Here is a 16,056-nt window from a genome sequence, read left to right as displayed (position 1 = left end):
TGCTGCGAGAGTGTCAGCTCGCCGCACCCCGCACGACCTGCGTGTGTAGGGCCGCCGGGCTCTCGCACCCCAGCACCTCATCGGCGGTCCGCGCCGCCACCGCCGCGATCCCAGCGGCCTCGGCACCGTCGATCACACCGTGCTGCGTCGGCCACAACCGCCGGTAGTGCTCGGCAAAGAACGGGTCGCCGGTCGGGTCCTGCCAGCCGAGGGCGAGAATCTGGCCGCGCTCCTCCGGCGTCCACGGGAACCGCCCGCCGATGGACGGGTCGCCGACTAGTTCGCCGCGGATCGCCTCGCCCATGTGGAGAAACTGGAAGAAGGGCACATCGTCCCGGCGCCGTTCCGGGATGAGCTCGCCGAGCCGGGATCGGCGGTCCAGAACGGAGCGGGTCGGGACTCCGACCGCCCGCACCACGAGCGCATCACCGTTGCCGAGCTGCATCAGACAGTCGGCGACGTACCCGGCCCAGTCCTCCCATGTGGTCATCCGCGCAGGGTATCTGGGGGTGTGGCGCGCGTCGGACGTGACCGAGTGGCACCCTCTCCGCCCGCGATCTACCGTCGGGTCGTTCGGGTCCAGAACTCGGCCCTCCTGCCCGCCCGCGGAGGAACCATGCCCGACCTGCTGCCCACCCGCCCGCTCGCCGTCGTCACCGGTGCGTCCTCCGGGATCGGCCTGGAGCTCGCCCAGCGCTTCGCCCGGGAGAGCTTCGACCTGATCGTGTCCGCCGAGGGCCCAGACATCACCGTCATCCTCTGGCCACAGCACTGATTCCTGCAATGGTCTCCCGTGGCAGTGGCCGGGTGCTGTTCACCGCGTCGACCGCTGCCCTGATGCCCGGTCCGTACTACGCCACCTACGCCGCATCGAAGGCGTTCATCCAGTCCTTCGCTCAGGCGATTCGGCACGAGCTGACCGATACCGGCGTCACCGTCACCTCGCTGCTGCCGGGGCCGACTGGCACCGACTTCTTCGACCGAGCGGGAATGTCGGACACCCCCGTCGGCCAGGGGTCGAAGGACGATCCCCGGTCCGTGGCGGATCAGGCGTTCGACGGTGTGATGTCGGGGGTGGCGGAGGTGAAAACGCGGTCGCTGAAGACCCGGATGCAGTCGGTGGCCGCGGCTGTGTTGCCGGACCGGGCGAAGGCGGTGACGCATGCGGGGTTCACTGAGCCGAAGGGGTGAGCGGACGGACGACGATGCCTCACGCCGGATTGCACCGTGCCAGCATCGTCTCCACCAGCCCCACCTCTGGCCGCCACGGTTCCAGGTTCCACCTGTCCTTCTCCGGTGCCCCGATCTGGTGGCAGGTCAGCTGATCGTGCATCCCCTGGCTGTCGGCTTCCGGCTCCGCGGCGATGAGCTGCGCCCACAGCAGTGCGTCCACCGCGAGCCCGCCGCCCCGAGCCCAGTCGCTGGGTACGACGGCCAGTGACCGCCCGCCCTCGTCGTCGATGTCTGCCCAGGTGACCGAGCGCACGGCGACGGTGGCGAGGGTGAGGTGGATGGCTCCGGGCCCGGTGGCTCGGATGGTGATCAGGCCGTCGGGGCCGACGGTCGGCTGCGCGCTGTCCACGTCGATCCCGGCCACGGGGGTTCCGGAGCTGTCGCGTAGGAGCAGGCTGCCGTCGTTCAGTGCCTCGGGGGTGGTGGTGGCCGGCGCCGCGAATAACGCCGAGTCGCTGGTTGGCTCGAGGGTGATGGCGCCGTCCTCGTCGGTGGTCGGGCTCAGGTCGGACCCACCAGCCAGGTAGTGCAGGGTGAGGTCGCCGACGGTGAGCGGGGTGCCGGTGGCGCGGATCGTGGCGGCGTCGGTCGAGCTGGTGGGCGCGGCCGAGCTCGTGCTGGTCGTCGGGGTCGGCGCGGGTGCGGGTGTCCCGGTGGTGCAGCCCCCGAGCAGGAGCGCTCCGGCGATGAGGACGAGCGGCAGACGTGTCATCGGCGACGACTCTAGGTGGACGGGTCACCAGGGATGGACGGTACGGGGCCTGGTTCTGGCCGGTGGGGCACGTGCTGTGGTCGGCGCGGCACCGAGGGGGCCGGTCAGGGTCGAGGCTCGGAGCCGGGACCTGCGAGCGAAGGTCAACGATTCGTTGAACCCCTCGACGGCGAGTTGACGAACCCCCGGAGGCCCCGGCAAGATGCACGCACCCCGACGACGTGGGAAGGGAGAGGGTCATGAGCACCGTGAGCACCGAACGCGAGCAGATCATCGCGACCCTCACCCAGCTGGTCGAGCCGCTCGGCCGTGCCCTGCCCGAACACACCGAGGTCGTCCTGCACGACCTGTCCCTGCTGCCGCAGTCCATCGTGGCCCTGCACGGCACGGTCACCGGTCGGCGGTTGGGCGACCCCGCCACCGACCTGCTGTTGGAGCGTGCGGCCACCGGCCGACTGGAGACCCTGGTCGGCTACCGGACGACGCTGCCGGACGGTCGGATGCTGCGCTCGACCACGATGGTGGTCCGGGACAGCGCCGGGGAGCCGGTGGCGGCGCTCTGCTTGAACGGGGATGTCTCGGTCTGGCAGCAGCTCAGCCGGATCGCGGGGGCGTTCCTCGGGGAGAGCCCGGAGATCGAGCCTGCCGGGGAGACCTTCGCCCGGGACGTCGACGAGCTGGCCGCGGGGATCCTGCGCCAGGCCGTGGACGAGCAGGGCGTGCCGGTGGAACTGATGCGCAAGGAGCACAAACTCGCCGTCGTCAGGTCGGCCCGCCGCCGCGGGATCTTCCTGATGCGGGACGCGGTGGAGATGGTCGCCGCCGCACTGCATGTCACCCGATTCACCATCTACAACTATCTGAACGAGATCGGCGAGGAGGAGCCGGGTCCAGCCGCCCCGGCTTCGCACTGACCTCGCACCGCCCTGCACACCCCTGACGGCCGGCATCGACGCCGGTCGCCCGGCCGGTGCTGCCCGGGGGAGCGGCTGCCCCCTCGGTCGGCGCGGCCCGACCGGAAGGCAGCACCGATGCTCCTGCACCCGATCGACCACACCGACGCCCAGTCGGTGCGTTGGGACGACGCCGTGGCCCGGGTCGGCGATGACGTGATCGCGCTGTCCGTGGCGGATATGGATCTGGCCGCGCCGGAGCCGGTGATCCGTGCGGTGGTGGAGCGGGCCCGCCGCGGTGGATACGGATACACGCAGGTGCCGCCCGGCTATCGCGCGGTGGTCGCTGACTGGCTGCGCCGTCGCCAGGGCTGGGCGGTCGACCCTGAGCACATCCTCCCGGTGGGCCGCGTGGTGGAGGCGGTGCCGGCGCTGCTGCACGAGCTGACGGACCCCTTCGCCACCGTGGTGGTGCCGACCCCCGCGTATGCGCCGGTGACCAACGCGGTGGAGGCGAACGGTCGTCGGTTGCTGCGGGTGCCGATGATCGAGGTGGACGGTCGTCCGACCCTGGATATGACCGCGATGGCGGTGGCGATGGCCGAGGCGGATGCGCTGATCCTGACCGGCCCGCACAATCCGACTGGCCGGGTGTGGACCCGTGCGGAGCTGACCGAGCTGGCCGAGATCGCTGAGTGCACGGACACCCTGGTGATCGCGGATGAGGTGCACGGCGACCTGACCCTGCCTGGCCACCGGCACATCCCGTTCGCGTCGGTGATGCCGGAGATGGCACGGCGCACGATCACGTTCAGCTCCCCGGGCAAGACCTTCAATATGGCCGGGTTGGAGTCGAGTCACGCGATCATCGCCGACCCACAGCTGCGTGCCCGGGCAGCCGCCGCCTTCGACCGGGCGGGATTTCACAACCCGCGCTACTTCGCCTCGGCGGCCACGGTCGCCGCGTACACCGAGGGTGAGCCCTGGCTGACCGAGTTGCTGGCGCTGCTCGATCACCACGTGGACTTGCTGCGGACCGCCGACCTGCCGGGCATCCGCCTGGTCGAGCCGGAGGGCACCCACCTGGCCTGGCTGGACTGCCGGGGCTGGACCGCCGATGAAGCGGAGATCGAGCGCGCCACCCACACCGCCGGTCTGGTGCTGAGCCTGGGCTCCGACTTCGGACCGGGCAACGACGGGTTCGTCCGGATCAATCTCGCCGTGCCGACCGACCTCTTCACCGAGGCGATCGCACGGTTGGCCCGCGCCCGTGCGGGTTCCCCCACCACCACCGAGGAGCGCAACGATGCGTGAGAAGAAGATGCCCTCGCTGGCACTGGCATTGACGCCAGTGCTGGCCATGCTGTTGTTGATGGGCGTCGGGTCGATCTGGCTCGGGCTGCCCGCCGAGCCGATGGTGATCATCGCGGCTGTGGTCGGCGGTGTGATCGCGATCTACCTGGGCTACACGTATGACGAGATCATGCGAACCGTCGCGGAGAAGATCGCCAAGGTGATGCCCGCGCTGCTGATTCTGGTCACGGTCGGATTGATGATCGGTGCCTGGATGGCCGGGGGGACCATCCCGATGCTGATCTACTACGGCCTGGAGATCGTCTCGCCGCAGTACCTGTACATCACCGCGCTGGTGGTGACCTCTGTGGTGGCGATCTGCACCGGCACCTCCTGGGGGTCGGTCGGCACCATCGGTGTGGCCTTCATGGGCGTGGCGCTGGGCATGGACGGGGTGAACCTCGGCATCGTCGCCGGGGCGGTGGTCTCCGGTGCGTACTTCGGCGACAAGCTGTCCCCGCTGTCCGACACCACCAACCTGGCCGCTGCCGTCACCCGGGTGCCGCTGTACACCCACATCCGCCACTTGCTCTATACGACCGTCCCGTCCTGGCTGACCGCCGCAGTGGTCATGCTGATCGCGGGCTTGGGCATCGACGCCGGTGGCGCTTCCGGTTCGGAGAAGGTCGCCGCGATCAACGGTGCGCTGTCCTCCGGCTTCAGTTGGAACATCCTGCTGCTGCTCCCGGTCCTGATCGTGCTGTTCGGCTCGATGAAGAAGCTGCCCACCATCCCGGTGATGCTCACTGCCTCCGCCGTGGCGATGATCAACGCGGTCGCCTTCCAGAAGATCAGCATCGCGGACACCTTCACCTCGCTGGTCAGCGGCTTCAACCTGGAGATGCTCGGCTCGGGCTTCGACGCCGGGGCCGCCATCGACGATGTCGGCACGCTGCTCAACCGCGGTGGGATGAGCGGGATGATGGGCACGCTGTTGATCGCCTTCTGCGCGATCACCTTTGCCGGTGTGATCGCGGTGACCCGGTCGCTGGACCTGATCGTGGAGAAGCTGCTCACCCTGGCCAAGTCCACCGGTTCGGTCATCCTGACCACCATCGCGGTCGGCCTACTGACCATCGGCACCACCTGCAACGGCCAGATCTCGATCCTGATGCCGTCGGAGCTGATGCGCGAGGCCTACATCCGACGCGGTCTGCACCCCAAGAACCTGGGCCGGACCGTGGAGGACTCGGCGACCATCATCGAGCCGATCCTGCCCTGGACCGCGGCCGGTGCGTACATGGCCGCCACCCTCGGGGTCGCCACCATGACGTACCTGCCCTGGGCGACGCTGTGCTGGACCGGCATTATCTTCGCGACCATCTGGGGCTTCACCGGCTTCGGCATCGCGAAGCTCACGCCGGAAGAGCAGGCCGAGATGCTGGCGGAGATCGAGCAAGAGAAGGCCACCGCCACGGCCCCGGCTCCGGCCGCTGCCTGAGATTCCGCTGCCGACCCACAGGGGCGCAGGTCATCGTTGACCTGCGCCCCTGTGGCATGCGCGGCCCGGGTAGCCTGTGCCTCGACGCCGTTCCCACCCTCCAGCTGCAAGGGATCCGATGAGCACGTCCACTGTCCCCACCGCGGACACCGTCGAGAACGCCGCTGCCACCCCGGATCAGGAGCAGCCCTTCGCGGAGCTGGGTCTCAAGCCCGAGGAGTACCAACGGATCCGGGACATCCTGGGCCGCCGTCCCACCGCCGCCGAGTTGGCGATGTATTCGGTGATGTGGTCGGAGCACTGCTCGTACAAGTCGAGCAAGAAGCACCTGAGCACCTTCGGGGCCAAGACCACGGACGCGATGCGCGAGCACCTGCTGGTCGGCATCGGGGAGAACGCCGGCGTGGTGGACATCGGCGACGGCTGGGCGGTGACCTTCAAGGTCGAGTCGCACAACCACCCGTCCTACGTCGAGCCCTACCAGGGTGCGGCCACCGGTGTCGGCGGCATTGTGCGGGACATCATCTCGATGGGGGCCCGCCCGGTGGCCGTGATGGACCAGCTGCGGTTCGGTGCCATCGACCACCCGGACACCGCCCGGGTGGTGCACGGTGTGGTCTCCGGTGTCGGCGGCTACGGCAACAGCCTGGGTCTGCCGAACATCGGTGGCGAGCTGGTGTTCGACGCGTCCTACCAGGGCAACCCGCTGGTGAACGCGCTCTGCCTGGGTGTGCTGCGCCATGAGGACATCCACCTGGCGAACGCCTCGGGTGTCGGCAACAAGGTGGTGCTCTTCGGTGCCCGCACCGGCGGCGACGGCATCGGTGGCGCGTCGATCCTGGCGTCGGAGACCTTTGACGACTCCAAGCCGTCCAAGCGCCCCAGTGTGCAGGTCGGCGACCCCTTCATGGAGAAGGTGCTGATCGAGTGCTGCCTGGAGCTGTTCGCCGCCCATGTGGTGGAGGGCATCCAGGACCTGGGTGCGGCGGGTATCTCCTGCGCGACCAGCGAGCTGGCCTCCAACGGTGACGGTGGCATGCACGTCGATCTGGAGAACGTGCTGCTGCGTGACCCCACCCTGACCGCGGGCGAGATCCTGATGTCCGAGTCTCAGGAGCGGATGATGGCCGTGGTCCGCCCGGAGCAGCTGGACGCGTTCCTGGCGATCACCAGCAAGTGGGATGTCGAGACCGCGGTGATCGGTGAGGTCACCGGCACCGGACGGCTGACCATCGACCACCACGGCCACCGGATCGTCGATGTCGACCCCAAGACCGTCGCGCACGAGGGACCGGTCTACGACCGCCCGTACTCGGTGCCGACCTGGCAGGCTGAGCTGAACGCGGATTCGACCGCCTCGTTGGCCCGCCCGTCCACCGGCGCGGAGCTGCGCCAGACGGTGCTGGACCTGCTGGCCTCGCCGAACCTCGCCTCTAAGGCGTGGGTGACCGACCAGTACGACCGGTTCGTGCAGGGCAACACCGCCGCCGCGCAGCCGGATGACGCGGGGGTGATCCGGGTGGACGAGAGCACCGGCCTGGGCGTGGCCCTGGCCACCGACGCCAACGGTCGCTACGCCAAGCTCGACCCGTTCACCGGCGCGCAGTTGGCGCTCGCGGAGGCCTACCGCAATGTCGCCGCCTCGGGTGCCCGCCCGCTGGCGGTCACGGACTGCCTGAACTTCGGCAGCCCGGAGGACCCGGCATCGATGTGGCAGCTGGTGCAGGCCATCAACGGTCTGGCCGAGGCCTGCCAGACACTGTCGGTGCCGGTGACCGGCGGGAACGTCTCGCTGTACAACGGCACCGGTGAGCCCGGCAAGATCGACTCCGCCATCCACCCGACCCCGGTGGTCGGCGTGCTCGGCGTGCTGGACGACGTGGCCACGGCGGTGCGCTCCGGCTGGACCGAGCCTGGCCAGTCCGTCTACCTGCTGGGTGTCACCCGCTCCGAGCTGGACGGTTCCGCCTGGGCCGAGGTTGCGCACTCCCACCTCGGTGGTGTGCCGCCGCAGGTCGACCTGGAGGCCGAGCGTCGGTTGGCCGAGGTGCTGATCCGCGCCGCCCGCGACGGGGTGGTCGACGCTGCACACGACCTGTCCGAGGGTGGTCTGGCCCAGGGGCTGGTGGAGTCCAGCCTGCGCTACGGCGTCGGTGCGCAGGTCGACCTGGCCCCGCTGGTCGAGCGTTCCGGTCTGAGCCCGTTCGAGCTGCTGTTCTCCGAGTCCACCGCCCGGGCACTGGTCGCGGTCCCGCGCGGGGAGGAGGTCCGGTTGGAGGACCTGTGCACCGCGCAGGGCGTCCCCGTGCTGAAGATCGGTGAGACGGCGGAGACCTGCACCCCGGGTGCCGGTGCGCCGGTGGACGATCTGCCCGCCGACCACGTGCACGCCCCGGCGGTGGAGGTGCAGGGGCTGTTCACGCTGCCGCTGTCCGAGGCCCGGGAGGCATTCGAGGGGACGTTGCCGCGCTACTTCGGTTGAGGCAGCCGTCCGGTTCGTGAGACGAATCTGCACGTCAGGTGGTCCCTGGGTGCACGATGGCAGCTCGGACACACCTCAAAGCACCGCCTCGTGGTACTCGTTTCGGCCCCAGGTCCCGGGAACTCGCTCTGGCGTCTTCTTACCCTGTGCCCGGCCCGTTCATCGATCCCGAGGAGCTCCGATCGTGCATCCCCGTCTCACCGCCGTGTTCGAGGAAGTCCTGCGCCGGAACCCCGGTGAGACGGAGTTCCACCAGGCCGTGCGCGAGGTGGTGGACAGTCTCGGGCCGGTGATCGACGCGCACCCGGAGTACGCCGACGCCGCGGTGCTGGAGCGGCTGTGCGAGCCGGAGCGGCAGATCATCTTCCGGGTGCCGTGGATGGACGACCATGGCCAGATCCAGGTCAACCGCGGGTTCCGGGTGGAGTACTCCTCGGTGCTCGGGCCGTACAAGGGCGGGCTGCGGTTCCACCCGTCGGTGTACCTGGGGATCGTGAAGTTCCTCGGCTTCGAGCAGGTGTTCAAGAACGCGCTGACCGGTATGCCGCTGGGTGGCGGCAAGGGCGGGTCCGACTTCGACCCGCGCGGCCGCTCCGACGCCGAGGTGATGCGCTTCTGTCAGTCCTTCATGACCGAGCTGGCCCGGCACATTGGCGAGTACACGGACGTTCCGGCCGGCGACATCGGTGTGGGCGGCCGGGAGATCGGCTACCTGTTCGGGCAGTACAAGCGGATCACCAACCGCTACGAGTCCGGAGCGTTGACCGGCAAGGGCGTGGAGTGGGGCGGCTCGCTGGTCCGCACCGAGGCCACCGGCTACGGCACGGTGCTCTTCGCTCAGGAGATGCTGCGCACCCAGGGTCGCTCGATGGAGGGCATGCGGGTCGTGGTCTCCGGCGCCGGGAACGTGGCGCTGCACGCGGTGGAGAAGGCCCAGCAGCTCGGCGCGCATGTGGTGGCCTGCTCCGACTCCCGCGGTGCCGTCGTCGACGAGGACGGTCTGGACCTCGACCTGCTCAAGCAGGTCCGGTTGGCCGAGCGGCTGCCGGTGAGTGCCTACGCCGAGCGCCGCCCGAATGCCCGGTACTCCGCGGACGCCCGAGTGTGGGATGTGCCAGCCGAGGTCGCGCTGCCCTGTGCCACCCAGAACGAGCTGACCATCGCCGACGCCAAGACCCTGATCGCGGGCGGTGTGCTGGCGGTGGCCGAGGGTGCGAACATGCCGACCACCCCGGATGCGGTGGAGCTCTTCCAGGCCGAGCGGGTGCTCTTCGCCCCGGGCAAGGCCGCCAACGCGGGTGGCGTCGCCACCTCGGCGCTGGAGATGCAGCAGAACGCCAGCCGGGACGCCTGGACCTTCGAGTACACCGAGCAGCGGTTGGCCGACATCATGCGCGGCATCCACGACCGCTGCGCCGCCACCGCCGAGGAGTACGGCTCGGCTGGGGACTACGTGGTGGGTGCGAACATCGCCGGGTTCACCCGGGTTGCGGATGCCATGTTGGCGCTCGGGGTGATCTGATCCCGTCGCGGCCCTAGCCTGAGCGGCATCAGCCGTCCGGTGAAGGGACCCGTCATGACTCGGCGCGCCACATTGCTGCTCGGTGGGGCGCTGGTCGCCGTCGTTGCGGTGGTGGTGCTGGTGATCGCTCTGGTCGGCCGCGGGAACGATCCGGTGGCCGCTCCGGAGCCCACCCCCACCCCCAGCGCGACCGCCGCTTCCTGTGCTGCGGAGCTGACCGTGACCAGCACCTGGCCGGGCGGGTTCGGCGCGGATCTGGTGGTCACCACCGGCGTGCCCGCACCCGACTGGCGGCTGAGCTGGACCCTGTCCGACGACGCCACCGCCACCGAGGGCTGGGGCGGCACGCTGGTCGCCGACGGCTCGGACGGCTTGCCGGTGCAGATGTCCGCCCCGGAGTGGGATGTCGATCTGGCTGCCGGACAGTCCGCCACCGTCGGCTTCAACGGCGCCACCACCGCGCAGACCGAGCCCACGCTGACCGGCGTCAGTCTGAACGGCCAGGACTGCGACCTGGACGGTGTCGCCCCCGCCATCCAACCCGTCGACGAGGGTGACGACGACACCCGGACCACCGACTTCTACGTCGACCCGAACAGCCAGGCCGCACACGCCGCCGCTGACACCACCGGAGAGCTCGGCGCTGCCGCCCGCCGGATCGCCAGCACCCCGCAGGCGCTCTGGGTGACCGACACCGACCCGCAGGCCGCTGCCGCCCAGGTCGCCACCTACACCGCAGCCGCCGCCGACGCGGGCCAGACCGGGCTGCTGGCGATCTACGGCATCCCCGGCCGGGACTGCGGGGCGCACTCCGCGGGCGGGGCCACTGAGCAGACCTATCTGGACTGGGTCGGCCAGATCGCCGCTGCCATCCACGGCGAACCGTGGGTCATCCTCGAGCCGGACGCCCTGCCCCAGCTCGGCGACTGCGACGGTCAGGGTGACCGGGTCGGCATGCTGCGCGGCGCGGCCGAGCTGCTGGACCAGGCCGGTGCCCGGGTCTACCTGGACGCCGGTCACTCCCGCTGGCTCGACACCGACGAGGCGGTCCGCCGGATCGAGCTGGTCGGCACCGCGCACCTGGCCGGGTTCTCGCTCAACGTGTCCAACTACCGCAGCACCGTGGAGTCTGTGCAGTTCGGGGAGATCGTCTCCCAGGCGCTCGGTGACCTCGGCTACGTCATCGACACCTCCCGCAACGGCGTCGAGCCCACCGGCACCGAGTGGTGCAACGTGCGCGGTGCCGCCCTCGGCGAGGACCCCCACCTGGTCAACGACGACACCACCCTGGACGCGGTGCTGTGGATCAAGCGCCCCGGTGAATCCGACGGCACCTGCAACGGTGGACCCGCAGCCGGACAGTGGTGGCCGGAGATCGCCCAGGAGCTGGTCACCGGAGCCGAGCAGGGACAATGAGCCCATGCCCCCTCGTCGTCGCACCGACCCCGCCGTGGGCCGCGCCGCCGTCACCGCCTGGCGCGCCGACCCCACGGACCTGACGGCCCGCCGCACTGCCGTCCGCTTCACCCTGGAGGAGCTGGCCGACATCGCCCCCGGTCACACCGTCGAGGTGCGGGTCCCACCCGATGGCGCGGTCCAGGCGGTCGAGGGTCCGCGCCACACCCGTGGCACCCCCCCGAATGTGGTCGAGACCGACCCGCAGACCTGGTTGGAGCTGGCCACCGGGACGCTGGACTGGGCCACGGCGGTGTCGGACGGTCGGGTGTCGGCGTCGGGGGAGCGGGCGGACATCTCGGCGTTGCTGCCGTTGCAGGCGACCCGGGCACGGAGCTGAGCGGCATCCGATCAGCGGAGAACGGGAGAGGGAGCAGCGATGGCGAGGTCGCCGGTCGACCGCGGGCACGAGCTGGCGGAGCTGCGCCGTCGCGCGGAGCGACTGTGGGATGCCGGTCAGACAGACGCGGCGTTGCACGCGATCTGGGTGACGAACAGAACGTTCCAGAAGCCGCCCGAACTGTTCGCGTCCTGGAGCGTGCTGATGGGCCAGGCGTACCTCGCAGCTGGGGGGGCGTGTTGTGGGCCCGGCAGAAGATCCGCGACATCGATGACGATGCTCTCGATGCGCAGGATCGGGCCCGCCTCGCCGATCTGCGTGCCGACACCGCGGCACTGGACTGCACGGTGCGCGACGGCCGGTTCCGCCCGGACCCGGCCCCACTGGGGTCCTTTGTCGACGATCACGTCCGCGTCCTGTGCCTGAGCTGTGGCCGCCCACAGAGGTTGACGCCGTGGCCCCGGAGGCCATGCGCGTGTCTCGGCTGCGCGCGCGTATCCGACGCGACCGAGGCGTGGAACAACGACCTCGACCGTGTGATGCGGCCTGCCGTCGGATTGCGACTCCAGCTCGCGTCACGTACCCGTCACGGGTGGTTGTGGGCCTAACGAGGAGCACCTCGCTCAGCTGACCGCCTTCGTCTCGGCGCGGATTCGGGAACGGACACCAGGGCTCAGCGGGAACTCGTCGTGGTCCGGACGTCTGCCGAGCTGGGTCATCTCCCACAAGAACCGCACCGAAGTCCTCCGCGAGTTGGGTCGACTCCGCGCTGTGCTCGACTAGCCCCACGCCCACAGTCCGGCCCCGTCATACGCCCGAAGGTCGGTCCAACACCACGGACTCGCCCCGCACGGCCTGCAACGCCCCCGCGGAGGTCGCGGCCAGCACCGCGTCCAGGTCGTCCAGCCCTTCCGGCGGCACCACCAGCGTGAACACCGCCGCGGCCCCGGCGTAGTCGACCTCCCGGACCTCCGCGTCGTGCCCCGCGCACCAGGCGGCGAGCACCCCGTGCAGGCGTCCGGCGTCGGCGTGCGGGACGGGCAGGGTGACGACGGTGGCGGGCAGTCGGCGGACCAGTGTGGCCCGGTCCAGTGTCTCGGAGACCGCGGAGGAGTACGCCCGGACCAGTCCACCCGCGCCGAGCTTCACGCCGCCGAAGTACCGGGTGACTACCGCAACCAGGTCGGTGAGCTCGCGTCGGCGCAGCACCTCCAGCATGGGGATGCCCGCGGTGCCGGAGGGTTCACCGTCGTCATTCGACCGCTGCTGGTCGGCGTGGGCGCCGACGATCAGGGCGACGCAGTGGTGCCGGGCGTCCCAGAACTCCTTGCGGCGGTCGGCGATGACCTGGTCCGCCTCGGCGACGGTCGACACCGGGACGATCCGGGTGAGGAACCGGGACTTCTTCTCCACCAGCTCGTGCTCCACCGCGGTGGCGATGGTTGAGGGGTAGGTGAAGGTCACACCGTTGAGGGTAGGGGCCCCGGGCCTGGGACTCGGGTGCACCGCCTAGGATCGCCGGGTGGTGGACGGACAGCAGCAGCCCAGCGACGACGCGGTGAATCGGCCGGAGGCGGCCGAGGAGTCGACGGTGCCCACCGAGCAGGAGCTGGAGCAGGTCGCCGAGGATGCCACCGTGCGCCGGGCACCCAAGTTCGGCGCGTTCATCACCGCCGGGGCATTGCTGGGGATCGTGATCGGGTTCCTGCTGGCGCTGATCTTCGCGAATGCCGACGCCGACGCGTTGGCTGCCGAGCAGGGTCAGGCCTTCATCAGCGCCTTCGAGGGTGAGGGGGCGATCCGGTTCCTCAGCGCGGCTGCCGGTGGCTGTGTGGGGGCGTTGCTGGGGGCAGCTGCGGCGGTCTGGGCGGATCGTCGTAGTGTGCGCCGGAGTCGCACAACTCGCTGAAGGCACGCAGTGGGGTGTGTCACCATAGGACTTGTGGCCCCCCGCGGAGACGGACTCCTCAACCACGACCTGATGCCAGGTGAGAAGGGCCCCCAGGACGCGTGTGGCGTCTTCGGGGTCTGGGCACCCGGTGAAGAGGTCGCCAAACTCGCGTACTTCGGGCTCTACGCCCTCCAGCACCGTGGACAGGAGTCCGCGGGCATCGCGACCTCCAACGGTGAGCAGCTGCTGGTCTACAAGGACATGGGGCTGGTGTCCCAGGTCTTCGACGAGACCGCGCTGAATGCCCTGCACGGGCACATCGCCGTCGGGCATGCGCGCTACTCCACCACCGGTGGCTCCACCTGGGAGAACGCCCAGCCCACTCTCGGCCCGACCGCCGGTGGCACGGTGGCGTTGGCGCACAACGGCAACCTGACCAACACCGCCGAGCTGGTGGACCTGGTCGCCGAGCGCTACGGGAGCCAGCGTCGGGGCGAGCTGGCCCGGGGCAACACCACGGACACCGCGCTGGTCACGGCGCTGTTCGCGGGCGACCCGGACCACACCCTTGAGGCCACCGCGATGGAGGTGCTGCCCCGACTGCGCGGCGCGTTCAGCCTGGTGTGGATGGACGAGCACACGCTCTACGCCGCCCGCGACCCGCAGGGTGTCCGTCCGCTGGTGCTGGGCCGGTTGGAGCGCGGCTGGGTGGTCGCCTCGGAGACCCCGGCGCTGGACATCGTGGGTGCGAGCTTCGTGCGGGAGGTGGAGCCCGGTGAGCTGATCGCCATCGACGCCGATGGTCTGCGCACCCGCCGGTTCACCGAGCGTCAGCAGCCCGCCGGTTGTGTCTTCGAGTACGTGTACCTGGCCCGTCCGGACACCACGATCTCCGGTCGCTCGGTGCACGCCGCCCGGGTGGAGATGGGGCGTCGGCTAGCCACGGAGCACCCGGTGGAGGCCGATCTGGTGATCCCGGTGCCGGAGTCGGGCACCCCGGCGGCGGTGGGTTACGCGCAGGCCAGCGGCATCCCGTTCGGGCAGGGGTTGACCAAGAACGCCTACGTCGGACGGACCTTCATCCAGCCGTCGCAGACCCTGCGTCAGCTCGGTATCCGGCTCAAGCTCAACCCGTTGCGTGAGGTGATCCGGGGTAAGCGTCTGGTGGTGGTGGACGACTCCATCGTCCGCGGCAACACTCAGCGCGCGCTGATCCGGATGTTGCGCGAGGCCGGGGCGGCGGAGGTGCATGTGCGGATCAGCTCGCCTCCGGTGAAGTGGCCGTGCTTCTACGGCATCGACTTCGCCTCCCGCGCGGAGCTGATCGCCAACGGACTGTCCGTGGACGACATCGGAGCGTCGCTGGGTGCGGACTCGTTGGGTTACATCTCGATGGAGAGCATGATCGCCGCCACCGAGCAGCCCGCGAACCAGCTGTGCACCGCCTGCTTCACCGGCACGTACCCGATCGAGCTGCCGCCCGCGGACCGGCTGGGCAAGCACCTGCTGGAGCAGAGCGAGCTGCCGCTGGGCCCGGACGGCCTGTCGACCATCGTCCCCTCGACCGGCGGGTCCTCCGCCCTGGAGCAACCGTGACCAGCCCTGTGACCTACGCCGCCGCCGGAGTCGACACCGAGGCCGGTGACCGGGCGGTCGAGTTGATGAAGGATGCGGTGCGGGCGACCCACGGCCCGGAGGTGCTGGGCGGGGTCGGTGGCTTCGCCGGGCTGTTCGATGCCTCCGCGCTGACCGGGTATCGCCGACCGCTGCTGGCCAGCTCCACCGACGGGGTGGGCACCAAGGTCGCCATCGCCCAGGCGATGGATGTGCACGACACCATCGGCTTCGACCTGGTGGGCATGGTGGTGGACGACATCGTGGTGGTCGGCGCGAAGCCGCTGTTCATGACGGACTACATCGCCTGCGGGAAGGTCGTGCCGGAGCGAATCGCCGCCGTGGTGCGCGGGATCGCCGCTGCCTGTGAAGTGGCCGGTACCGCGCTGGTCGGTGGTGAGACTGCCGAGCACCCGGGGCTGCTGGGCCCGGAGGAGTACGACGTCGCGGGTGCGGCCACCGGTGTGGTGGAGGCCGATGACCTGCTCGGGCCGGAGCGGGTGCGGGCGGGGGATGTGTTGCTGGCGCTCGGATCGTCAGGTCTGCACTCCAACGGGTACTCGCTGGTGCGCCGGGTGGTCGACGTGGCCGGGTGGTCGTTGGACCGTGAGGTGCCGGAGTTTGGCCGCACGTTGGGTGCCGAGCTGCTGGAGCCGACCCGGGTGTACGCAGCCGACTGCCTGACGTTGGCGTCCTCCGGCGGGGTGCACGCGTTCAGTCACATCACCGGCGGAGGTCTGGCGGCGAATGTCGCCCGGGTGCTGCCCGCCGGACTGGTGGCCGACATCGACCGGGCGTCCTGGCAGCTGCCGCCGGTGTTCACGGTGATGCAGCAGCTGGGTCAGGTGCCGTGGCACGACCTGGAGCGCACACTGAACCTGGGCGTCGGCATGGTCGCCATCGTCGACCCGGATCAGGCGGACGCGCTGGCGCGGCAGGCCGAGGCGTTGGGCCTGACGGCGTGGACGCTCGGGGCGGTGCGCCCGCTGGATCCTGAGCTGGACCCCGCTGGTCCGGACCTGGTGGCGGGGACCAAGGGAGTCCAGGGTGGCGCGGTGCAGCTGCGCAACGCCTACCGCTGACCACGCACAACGCCCGCGGTGGGGGGAGTGACCTCCGC

The 16,056-nt window shown here is 70.2% G+C and carries 16 protein-coding genes; 12 read left to right on the top strand and 4 right to left on the bottom strand.

The window, feature by feature from the left end:
• Positions 1–13 precede the first annotated feature (13 nt).
• A complete protein-coding gene (locus AB0N78_RS11855; RefSeq protein WP_363390244.1) occupies positions 14–490 on the bottom strand; it encodes a hypothetical protein in 477 nt (158 codons plus the stop codon).
• 126 nt (positions 491–616) lie between these two features.
• On the opposite strand from AB0N78_RS11855, the gene AB0N78_RS11850 reads away from it, so the two are divergent.
• Together AB0N78_RS11850 and AB0N78_RS11845 are read left to right on the top strand one after the other, a co-directional pair.
• Positions 617–775, top strand: coding sequence for a hypothetical protein (locus tag AB0N78_RS11850; RefSeq protein ID WP_363390241.1), 159 nt, complete (start codon positions 617–619; stop codon positions 773–775).
• An 8-nt stretch (positions 776–783) separates the two neighbouring features.
• On the top strand, positions 784–1,191 hold the full coding sequence (locus tag AB0N78_RS11845) for an SDR family NAD(P)-dependent oxidoreductase (protein ID WP_363390238.1): 408 nt from the start codon (positions 784–786) through the stop codon (positions 1,189–1,191).
• 19 nt (positions 1,192–1,210) lie between these two features.
• Here the strand turns inward: AB0N78_RS11845 and AB0N78_RS11840 are convergent, their stop codons facing one another.
• Positions 1,211–1,945: a DUF2599 domain-containing protein gene (locus AB0N78_RS11840; protein WP_363390235.1), complete on the bottom strand. Its 735-nt coding sequence runs from the start codon at positions 1,943–1,945 to the stop codon at positions 1,211–1,213.
• Between the two features lie 239 nt (positions 1,946–2,184).
• Here AB0N78_RS11840 and AB0N78_RS11835 point away from each other — a divergent pair, with 239 nt between their 5' ends.
• From AB0N78_RS11835 to AB0N78_RS11805, 7 genes are all read left to right on the top strand, one after another.
• Complete coding sequence (locus AB0N78_RS11835) at positions 2,185–2,859, top strand: PAS domain-containing protein (protein ID WP_363390232.1); 675 nt, start codon at positions 2,185–2,187, stop codon at positions 2,857–2,859.
• Positions 2,860–2,976: 117 nt separating this feature from the next.
• On the top strand, positions 2,977–4,152 hold the full coding sequence (locus AB0N78_RS11830) for a PatB family C-S lyase (RefSeq protein ID WP_363390229.1): 1,176 nt from the start codon (positions 2,977–2,979) through the stop codon (positions 4,150–4,152).
• Positions 4,145–5,632, top strand: a complete 1,488-nt coding sequence (gene nhaC, locus AB0N78_RS11825) for a Na+/H+ antiporter NhaC (RefSeq protein WP_363390226.1) — start codon at positions 4,145–4,147, stop codon at positions 5,630–5,632. Before AB0N78_RS11830 ends, nhaC begins: the two co-directional genes overlap by 8 nt.
• A 118-nt stretch (positions 5,633–5,750) precedes the next feature.
• A complete protein-coding gene (purL, locus tag AB0N78_RS11820) occupies positions 5,751–8,114 on the top strand; it encodes a phosphoribosylformylglycinamidine synthase subunit PurL (RefSeq protein WP_363390224.1) in 2,364 nt (787 codons plus the stop codon).
• A 184-nt stretch (positions 8,115–8,298) separates the two neighbouring features.
• On the top strand, positions 8,299–9,636 hold the full coding sequence (gene gdhA, locus AB0N78_RS11815) for an NADP-specific glutamate dehydrogenase (RefSeq protein WP_363390221.1): 1,338 nt from the start codon (positions 8,299–8,301) through the stop codon (positions 9,634–9,636).
• 54 nt (positions 9,637–9,690) lie between these two features.
• A complete protein-coding gene (locus AB0N78_RS11810) occupies positions 9,691–11,052 on the top strand; it encodes a glycoside hydrolase family 6 protein (protein WP_363390218.1) in 1,362 nt (453 codons plus the stop codon).
• Between the two features lie 4 nt (positions 11,053–11,056).
• Positions 11,057–11,431 carry a sterol carrier family protein gene (locus tag AB0N78_RS11805; protein ID WP_363390216.1) on the top strand — a complete coding sequence of 125 codons (375 nt, stop codon included), beginning with the start codon at positions 11,057–11,059 and terminating at the stop codon, positions 11,429–11,431.
• A gap of 116 nt (positions 11,432–11,547) precedes the next feature.
• Here the strand turns inward: AB0N78_RS11805 and AB0N78_RS11800 are convergent, their stop codons facing one another.
• Both AB0N78_RS11800 and AB0N78_RS11795 read right to left on the bottom strand, forming a co-directional pair.
• Positions 11,548–11,838, bottom strand: a complete 291-nt coding sequence (locus AB0N78_RS11800) for a hypothetical protein (protein WP_363390213.1) — start codon at positions 11,836–11,838, stop codon at positions 11,548–11,550.
• Between the two features lie 400 nt (positions 11,839–12,238).
• Entirely contained in the window at positions 12,239–12,895 is a 657-nt protein-coding gene (locus AB0N78_RS11795; RefSeq protein WP_363390209.1) for a YigZ family protein, read from the bottom strand.
• Between the two features lie 58 nt (positions 12,896–12,953).
• Between AB0N78_RS11795 and AB0N78_RS11790 the strand changes: the two genes are divergently transcribed.
• Genes AB0N78_RS11790 through purM form a run of 3 tightly spaced genes read left to right on the top strand, consistent with a single transcriptional unit; the run spans position 12,954 to position 16,018 of the window.
• Entirely contained in the window at positions 12,954–13,340 is a 387-nt protein-coding gene (locus AB0N78_RS11790) for a histidine kinase (RefSeq protein WP_363390206.1), read from the top strand.
• 33 nt (positions 13,341–13,373) lie between these two features.
• Positions 13,374–14,918, top strand: coding sequence for an amidophosphoribosyltransferase (gene purF, locus AB0N78_RS11785; RefSeq protein WP_363390203.1), 1,545 nt, complete (start codon positions 13,374–13,376; stop codon positions 14,916–14,918).
• Positions 14,915–16,018: a phosphoribosylformylglycinamidine cyclo-ligase gene (gene purM, locus AB0N78_RS11780; RefSeq protein ID WP_363390200.1), complete on the top strand. Its 1,104-nt coding sequence runs from the start codon at positions 14,915–14,917 to the stop codon at positions 16,016–16,018. Before purF ends, purM begins: the two co-directional genes overlap by 4 nt.
• Positions 16,019–16,056 lie beyond the last annotated feature (38 nt).

The organism is Cellulomonas sp. NPDC089187 (assembly GCF_040685135.1).
In the GTDB taxonomy this organism is placed as follows: Bacteria; Actinomycetota; Actinomycetes; order Actinomycetales; family Cellulomonadaceae; genus Cellulomonas.
Note: the sequence above shows the minus strand (reverse complement) of the source record. Positions and strands in the feature narration are given on the sequence as shown.